The sequence below is a fragment of the Mycobacterium sp. genome (assembly GCF_049673265.1).
In the GTDB taxonomy this organism is placed as follows: Bacteria; Actinomycetota; Actinomycetes; order Mycobacteriales; family Mycobacteriaceae; genus Mycobacterium.
Genome location: NZ_JBATXN010000066.1, coordinates 1 through 7,552 on the forward strand (window position 1 = coordinate 1; position 7,552 = coordinate 7,552).

6 protein-coding genes are annotated in these 7,552 nt (G+C 66.3%); 4 read left to right on the forward strand and 2 right to left on the reverse strand.

Features of this window, described 5'->3' with window-relative positions; translation table 11 throughout:
• From guaB to WBF82_RS02310, 4 genes are all read left to right on the forward strand, one after another.
• Positions 1 to 1,407: IMP dehydrogenase (gene guaB, locus WBF82_RS02295; protein WP_424381481.1), on the forward strand; the 1,407-nt coding region annotated here is incomplete at its 5' end.
• An 85-nt stretch (positions 1,408 to 1,492) separates the two neighbouring features.
• Positions 1,493 to 2,620, forward strand: coding sequence for a GuaB3 family IMP dehydrogenase-related protein (locus WBF82_RS02300; RefSeq protein ID WP_424381486.1), 1,128 nt, complete (start codon positions 1,493 to 1,495; stop codon positions 2,618 to 2,620).
• Between the two features lie 16 nt (positions 2,621 to 2,636).
• Complete coding sequence (locus WBF82_RS02305; RefSeq protein ID WP_424381482.1) at positions 2,637 to 4,373, forward strand: GMC family oxidoreductase N-terminal domain-containing protein; 1,737 nt, start codon at positions 2,637 to 2,639, stop codon at positions 4,371 to 4,373.
• Between the two features lie 45 nt (positions 4,374 to 4,418).
• Positions 4,419 to 4,736 carry a hypothetical protein gene (locus WBF82_RS02310; protein ID WP_424381483.1) on the forward strand — a complete coding sequence of 106 codons (318 nt, stop codon included), beginning with the start codon at positions 4,419 to 4,421 and terminating at the stop codon, positions 4,734 to 4,736.
• Positions 4,737 to 4,758: 22 nt separating this feature from the next.
• On the opposite strand, the gene WBF82_RS02315 is transcribed toward WBF82_RS02310, so the two are convergent.
• Positions 4,759 to 7,143 (reverse strand): glycoside hydrolase family 65 protein, encoded by a 2,385-nt coding sequence (locus WBF82_RS02315; protein WP_424381484.1) that lies wholly within the window; start codon positions 7,141 to 7,143, stop codon positions 4,759 to 4,761.
• Positions 7,144 to 7,151: 8 nt separating this feature from the next.
• The coding region (locus WBF82_RS02320) for an HAD-IA family hydrolase (protein ID WP_424381485.1) at positions 7,152 to 7,552 on the reverse strand (401 nt) is incomplete at its 5' end.

Consider the following 7,552-nt stretch of genomic DNA (forward strand, 5'->3'; position numbering starts at 1 on the left):
GCCAGCGCGGACACTTCCAGCCAGCTGACCAAGAAGATTCGGCTCAAGGTGCCGTTGGTCAGCTCGGCGATGGACACCGTCACCGAGTCCCGGATGGCCATCGCCATGGCCCGGGCCGGCGGCATGGGCGTGCTGCACCGCAACCTGTCGGTCACCGAACAGGCCGGCCAGGTCGAGATGGTCAAGCGGTCGGAGGCGGGCATGGTCACCGATCCGGTCACCTGCGGGCCGGACAACACACTGGCCGAAGTCGACGCGATGTGCGCGAAGTTCCGGATCTCCGGGTTGCCGGTGGTCGACGGCTCCGGCTCGCTCGTTGGGATCATCACCAACCGCGACATGCGCTTCGAGGTCGACCAGTCCAAGTCGGTCGCCGAGGTGATGACCAAGGCGCCGCTGATCACCGCCCAGGAGGGCGTCAGCGCCGACGCGGCGCTGGGCCTGTTGCGCCGCCACAAGATCGAGAAACTGCCGATCGTCGATGGTCACGGCCGCTTGACCGGGCTGATCACCGTCAAAGACTTCGTCAAGACCGAACAGCACCCGTTGGCCACCAAGGACAGCGACGGCCGCTTGCTGGTCGGGGCCGCCGTCGGCATCGGCGACGACGCCTGGGTGCGGGCCATGACGCTGGTCGACGCCGGGGTTGATGTCCTGGTTGTCGACACCGCGCACGCCCACAACCGGCTGGTGCTGGACATGGTCGGCAAGCTCAAGGCCGAGATCGGCGACCGGATAGAGGTGGTCGGCGGCAACGTCGCCACCAGGTCCGCGGCCGTAGCGCTGGTCGAGGCCGGCGCCGATGCGGTCAAGGTCGGTGTGGGTCCGGGTTCGATCTGCACCACCCGGGTGGTGGCCGGTGTCGGGGCGCCGCAAATCACCGCGATCCTCGAAGCGGTCGCAGTGTGCGGCCCTGCCGGTGTGCCGGTGATCGCCGACGGCGGGCTGCAGTACTCCGGTGACATTGCCAAGGCGCTGGCCGCGGGCGCGTCGACGGCAATGCTGGGCTCGCTGCTGGCCGGCACCGCCGAGGCGCCCGGTGAGCTGATCTTCGTCAACGGCAAGCAGTACAAGAGCTACCGCGGCATGGGGTCGCTGGGCGCGATGCAGGGCCGTGGAGAGGGCAAGTCGTACTCGAAGGACCGCTACTTCCAAGACGACGCGCTCTCCGAGGACAAGCTGGTGCCCGAGGGCATCGAGGGCCGGGTACCGTTCCGCGGGCCGTTGTCGTCGGTGATTCACCAGCTCACCGGCGGGTTGCGCGCAGCGATGGGCTACACCGGCTCCAACACGATCGAGGCGCTGCAACAGGCGCAATTCGTCAGGATCACGCCGGCAGGCTTGAAAGAAAGCCACCCGCACGACATCACGATGACCGCCGAAGCGCCCAACTACTACGTGCGGTGAATGCCACACTTACCCGAATGGCGCCGGGCTTCACTGCAAATCGTCGATCTCGCAAAGGAATCGAGGCTGACCGCTGATGCATGAAATGGTCGAGATCGGCATGGGCCGAACGGCAAGGCGCACTTACGAACTCGAAGACATCAACATCGTGCCGTCGCGGCGGACCCGCTCCTCGCAGGACGTGTCGACGGCGTGGCAGCTCGACGCGTACCGGTTCGAGATACCCGTCATCGCCCATCCAACCGATGCGCTGGTGTCGCCGGAGTTCGCCATCGAGCTCGGCCGGCTCGGCGGCCTGGGAGTGCTCAACGGCGAAGGGCTGATCGGCCGGCACGCCGACGTGGCCGCCAAGATCGCTCAGGTCACCGAGGCGGCTGCCAAAGAACCCGAATCATCGGCGGCTATCCGGCTGCTGCAACAGCTACACGCCGCACCGCTGGATCCGGAATTGCTGGCCGCGGCGGTGGCTCGCATCAGTGAGGCCGGGGTGACGACCGCGGTGCGAGTGAGTCCCCAGAACGCCCAGGCGTTGACGCCCGGGTTGGTCGCGGCGGGGGTGGACCTGCTGGTCATCCAGGGCACGATCATCTCCGCCGAACGCGTCGCCAGCGACGGAGAGCCGCTGAACCTCAAGACGTTCATCTCCGAACTCGACGTCCCGGTGGTGGCCGGCGGCGTGCTCGACCATCGCACGGCGCTGCACCTGATGCGAACCGGGGCAGCCGGTGTGATCGTGGGCTACGGCTCGACCAGGGGAGTGACCACCAGCGACGAGGTGCTTGGCATCAGCGTGCCGATGGCCACCGCGATCGCCGATGCCGCCGCGGCCCGCCGCGAATATCTCGACGAGACCGGCGGCCGCTATGTGCATGTGCTGGCCGACGGGGATATCCACACCTCCGGCGACCTGGCCAAGGCCATCGCCTGCGGCGCCGACGCGGTGGTGCTGGGCACCCCGCTTGCCGAGGCTGCCGAGGCGCTCGGTGACGGCTGGTTCTGGCCGGCCGCCGCCGCCCACCCGTCGCTGCCGCGGGGCGCGTTACTGCAGATCGCCGTCGGCGAGCGGCCGCCGTTGCGTCAGGTGCTCGACGGCCCGTCCGACGATCCGTTCGGCTCGCTGAACCTGGTCGGCGGGCTGCGCCGGTCGATGGCCAAGGCCGGGTACTGCGACCTGAAGGAGTTTCAGAAGGTCGGCCTGACCGTCGACAACTGAGAGTTAGGCTGGCCGGATGGAACCTGATTACGACGTTCTGATTATCGGGTCGGGCTTCGGGGGGAGCATCACCGCGCTGCGGTTGACCGAAAAGGGTTACCGTGTCGGCGTGCTCGAGGCCGGCCGCCGCTTCGCCGACGAGGACTTCGCCAAGACGTCCTGGAACCTGCGCAAGTTTCTGTGGGCGCCCCAACTGGGCTGCTACGGCATCCAGCGCATTCACCTGCTGCAAAACTGCATGATCCTGGCCGGCGCCGGCGTTGGCGGCGGATCATTGAACTACGCCAACACGCTCTACGTACCGCCGGATCCGTTCTTCAACGATCCGCAGTGGGCGCACATCAGCAATTGGCGCGCGGAGCTGATGCCGCATTACCAGCAGGCGCAGCGGATGCTCGGTGTGGTCCAGAACCCGACGTTCACCGACGCTGACCGCGTGGTCAAGGCGGTCGCCGACGACATGGGTTGCGGCGACACCTTCGTACCGACCCCGGTCGGGGTGTTCTTCGGTCCGAACGGAACCAAGACCCCCGGCGAGACGGTGCCCGACCCGTATTTCGGCGGCGCCGGCCCGGCCCGGACGGGCTGCCTGGAGTGCGGGTCCTGCATGACCGGCTGTCGTTATGGCGCCAAGAACACCCTCTTGAAGAATTACCTCGGCCTCGCGGAATCGGCTGGCGCGCAGATACATCCGATGACCACAGTCACCAAATTTGCGCAGCGGCCCGACGGGTTGTGGGAGGTGCACACCAAGCACACCGGCCGCTTGCTGCGCCGCAAGAAGCGGACGTTCACCGCGAATCACCTGGTGCTGGCCGCCGGCACGTACAACACGCAAAAGTTGCTGTTCAAAATGCGCGACACGGGCAGGTTGCCCGGCCTGTCCGAAAAGCTCGGTGTACTGACCCGCACCAACTCCGAATCGATCGTCGGCGCCGGTCGTCTGGAGGTCAGCTCCGACCTCGACCTGACCCATGGCGTGGCCATCACGTCATCGATTCACCCGACGTCGGACACCCATGTCGAACCGGTCCGCTACGGCAAGGGCTCTAATGCGATGGGACTGCTGCAGACGCTGATGACCGACGGTCCCGGCCCCGAAGGCACCGATGTGCCGCGCTGGAAACAGCTGCTGCACAACGCCGGTGAGGATCCGCGCGGCACGTTGCGGCTGCTCAACCCCCGGCGGTGGAGCGAGCGGACGGTGATCGCGCTGGTGATGCAGCATCTGGACAACTCGATCACCACCTTCACCAGACGCGGCCGGCTGGGCCGACGCCGCTACGTCAGCAAGCAGGGCCACGGCGAACCGAACCCGACATGGATTCCGGTCGGCAACGAAGTCACCCGTCGCATCGCCGCCAAGATCGACGGGGTGGCCGGCGGCACCTGGGGCGAGCTGTTCAACATCCCGCTGACCGCGCACTTCCTGGGCGGCGCGGTGATCGGCGACAGCGCCGAACACGGCGTGATCGACCCGTACCACCGGGTCTACGGTTATCCGACGTTGTCGGTGGTCGATGGCGCGGCGATCTCGGCGAACCTCGGGGTCAACCCGTCGTTGTCCATTTCGGCGCAGGCCGAGCGGGCCGCGTCGCTGTGGCCGAACAAGGGCGAAGACGATCTGCGGCCACGTCAGGGCGAGCCGTACCGTCGGTTGGACCCGATCGCACCGAACCACCCGGTGGTCCCGGCCGACGCGCCCGGCGCGCTGCGTTGGCTGCCGATCGAACCGATCAGCTCTGCTGGCTAACCCGACTGCGTTTGAAGACAGCGGTGCGCGGGCACCGCTTAATGCATGTTCTGGGTCGCCTTGGTGTGCGCCATCGTCGGCGCAGTGATGTTTGTGGCCGGACTTGGGCTCTACACAAACGGCGCTGGGGTGGCGCCGGTCCACCGAACATCGGATGATCCCACCGGATTCAAGCGCGCCAGGTCCCGGGTGGAGTGGGGTGACCTGTTTCGCCGGACGCCACGAATCGTCGGCGTCATGAGGAATCAGCAGGCCGATCGCAGCGACAGATTGATGGCACTGGGCTCGTTGTGTGTGCTCGTCAGCCTGCTCGCCTGGTTTGTCGCCGTGCTGGCGTTCATCACGGCGCTTGTGCCTGCCTAGGTTCCGCCGGCGACGATCAGCTCTAATGGGTGACCGGAACTTGCGCTGACACGACGCTGCCGCGCCGGTGTATTGGCTCGCGGCCTGGCGGCTGCGGCGGTGTCGGAAGCAGCGGCTGACGTTCCTCCAGCGGAACGGTCGTCGGCTCCTCGGTGCTCAGCATTAGATCCTCGCCTGCGTGGCGGATCTTCAGCTCACCGTCGGGCCCATCGCGCAGCGTGTAGGTCACCTCCTCGTGCGTGACCGAGACAGTCAACCGGTAGCCCTGCCACATCAACCGGAAGCACAGCCGAGCGAAACTGTCCGGCAGCTGCGGGTCGAGCGACAGGACGCCCTCGTCGTCGCGCAGTCCACCAAAACCGTTGACCAAGGCCATCCACGCGCCGGCCAGCGACGCCATGTGTAGTCCGTCGCGGGTATTCGAATGCAGGTCACGCAGGTCGATCAACGCCGCCTCGAAGGCATAGTCGTGCGCGAGCTCCAAGTGGCCGACCTCGGCGCACATCACCGCCTGGGTGCAGGCCGACAGCGACGAGTCGCGGACCATTCGTCGCTCGTAGTAGTCGACGTTGCGGGCCTTCTGCTCGGGGGTGAAGGCGTGGCTCTGCCACTGCATCGCCAAAACCAGGTCGGCCTGCTTGATGACCTGCGCGGGGTACAGCCGCACATAGGGCTCGTGCAGCAACAAGGGGTACTGACTGTTTTTTTCGAAGTCCCACTCCGCGAACGTGGTGAAACCTTCGCATTGCTGGTGCACGCCCAACTCTTCGTCATACGGAATGTTCGCCGCGTGTGCTGCATCTCGCCAGGCCGCGGTTTCCTCAGTGCTGACACCCAACTCGCGCGCCTGCTCGGGATGGCGGGCGCACGCCTCGGCCGCAACCAGAAGGTTGTTCGCAGCCATCAAATTCGTGAAGACATTGTCGCGGACGATTGCGGTGTACTCGTCGGGACCGGTCACCCCGTCGAGGTGCCAGACGCCGTGCCGGTCGTGGTGGCCGAGCGAGCGCCACAGCCGAGCAGTTTCAATGAGCACTTGAAGCCCGCATTCCTCCTCCAGCGACTGATCGCCGGTGACGATGCGATACCGCTCGAACGCCATCGCGATGTCGGCGTTGATGTGGAAGGCTGCCGTGCCGGCAGGCCAGTAGCCGGAGCATTCCTGGCCGCGAATCGTCCGCCAGGGAAATGCTGAACCTTCCAGACCCAGTTCGCCGGCGCGCTCCTGGGCCAAGTCGAGTGTCGATGCCCGCCACCGCAGCGCATCCGCTGCCGCATGCGGCGCGGTGTAGGTGAGGACGGGCAGGACGTATCCCTCGCTGTCCCAGAAGACGTGGCCGTCGTAACCGGTGCCGGTGAGTCCTTTGCTGGCAATTCCGCGGCGTTCGGCGCGCGCGCTCGACTGCAACAGGTGGAACAGGCCGAACCGCACCGCCTGCTGGATCACCGGATCGCCATCGACCTCTACGTCTGCGCCGTCCCAGAAGTTGTCCAGGTATTCACGCTGGGCCTTCACCAGGCCGTCCCATCCGCTGTACCTCGCGCCGGCCAGTGCACCCGCAGCCTGATCGCGCAGGGCGGGCCGGGAGCGCAGGCTCGACCAGCCATACGCCAGGTACTTCACGATGCGCAGCTTCTGGCCCGGGCGCAATCCGCAGATCACCGTGGTGCGGGCCAGGTCTGGGCGGACTTCGGTCTCGACCTCGACCCGACCGGGGACCTCGATCTCGTGGTCCATCGCGGCCGACATCATCAGCCCGCTGGCCCTGGTGCGGTGCATCAGCACTGCCCGGTTTTCGGTGGTCTCGTGGTCGACCGCCTCCAGCGGCCTGTCCAGCACGGCCGAGACCCGTGGATCCTTCGACGTTTCGGGCTGGTCCTCATTGCTAACGAGCTCGGATTGCACTGTGACGCGGACGAATTCATCAACTGCCTCGACCACGTACTCAATGGCCGCAACGCTGCGCTGCGCCAGTGACACCAGCCGGGTCGACACCACTTTGACCTGCTGGCCCGCTGGCGAGCGCCAGTGCGCGCGACGAGTCAGTGTTCCGGCGCGCAGGTCGAGAATCCGCTCGTGCTCGATCAGTTGGCCATAGCGGACGTCGAACAGCTCGTCGTTGACCATCAGACGCAACACCTTGCCGTTGGTGACATCGACGACGGTCTGGCCGGCTTCCGGGTAACCGAACCCCGCCTCCGCATACGGCAGTGGTCGAACCTCGTAGAACGAATTGAGGTACGTGCCGGGCAGGCCGTGCGGCTCACCTTCATCGAAGTTTCCGCGCAGCCCGATGTGGCCGTTGGACAACGCGAACAGTGACTCCGATTGAGCCAACAGTTTCAAGTCGAGGCGGGTTTCGCGGACCTGCCAGGGTTCGACGGGGAAATCCTCTTCACTGATCATGTCTGCACCTAAAGCAGTTCGGCGAGATCGGTCACGACGACATCGGCGCCATGTTGGCGCAGCGCGTCGGCCTGGCCTACTCGGTCCACGCCGACGACGTAGCCGAAATGACCGGCATGACCTGCCTCCACCCCGGAGATCGCGTCTTCGAACACCGCGGCCGCGCCCGGTTCGACCTTCAGTAGTTCGGCGGCACGCAGGAACGAGTCGGGAGCCGGCTTGCCCGCGATGTGCTCCTCGCGCAGCGTCACGCCATCGACACGCTGCTGAATGAAGCGATCCAGCCCGGTGATTTCCAATACCTCGCGCGTGTTGGCGCTGGAGGACACCACAGCCGCGGCGACACCCGCGGCGGCCACCGCTTCCAGATACCGTCGCGAGCCGTCGAATACCTTGACGCCGTCGTCAT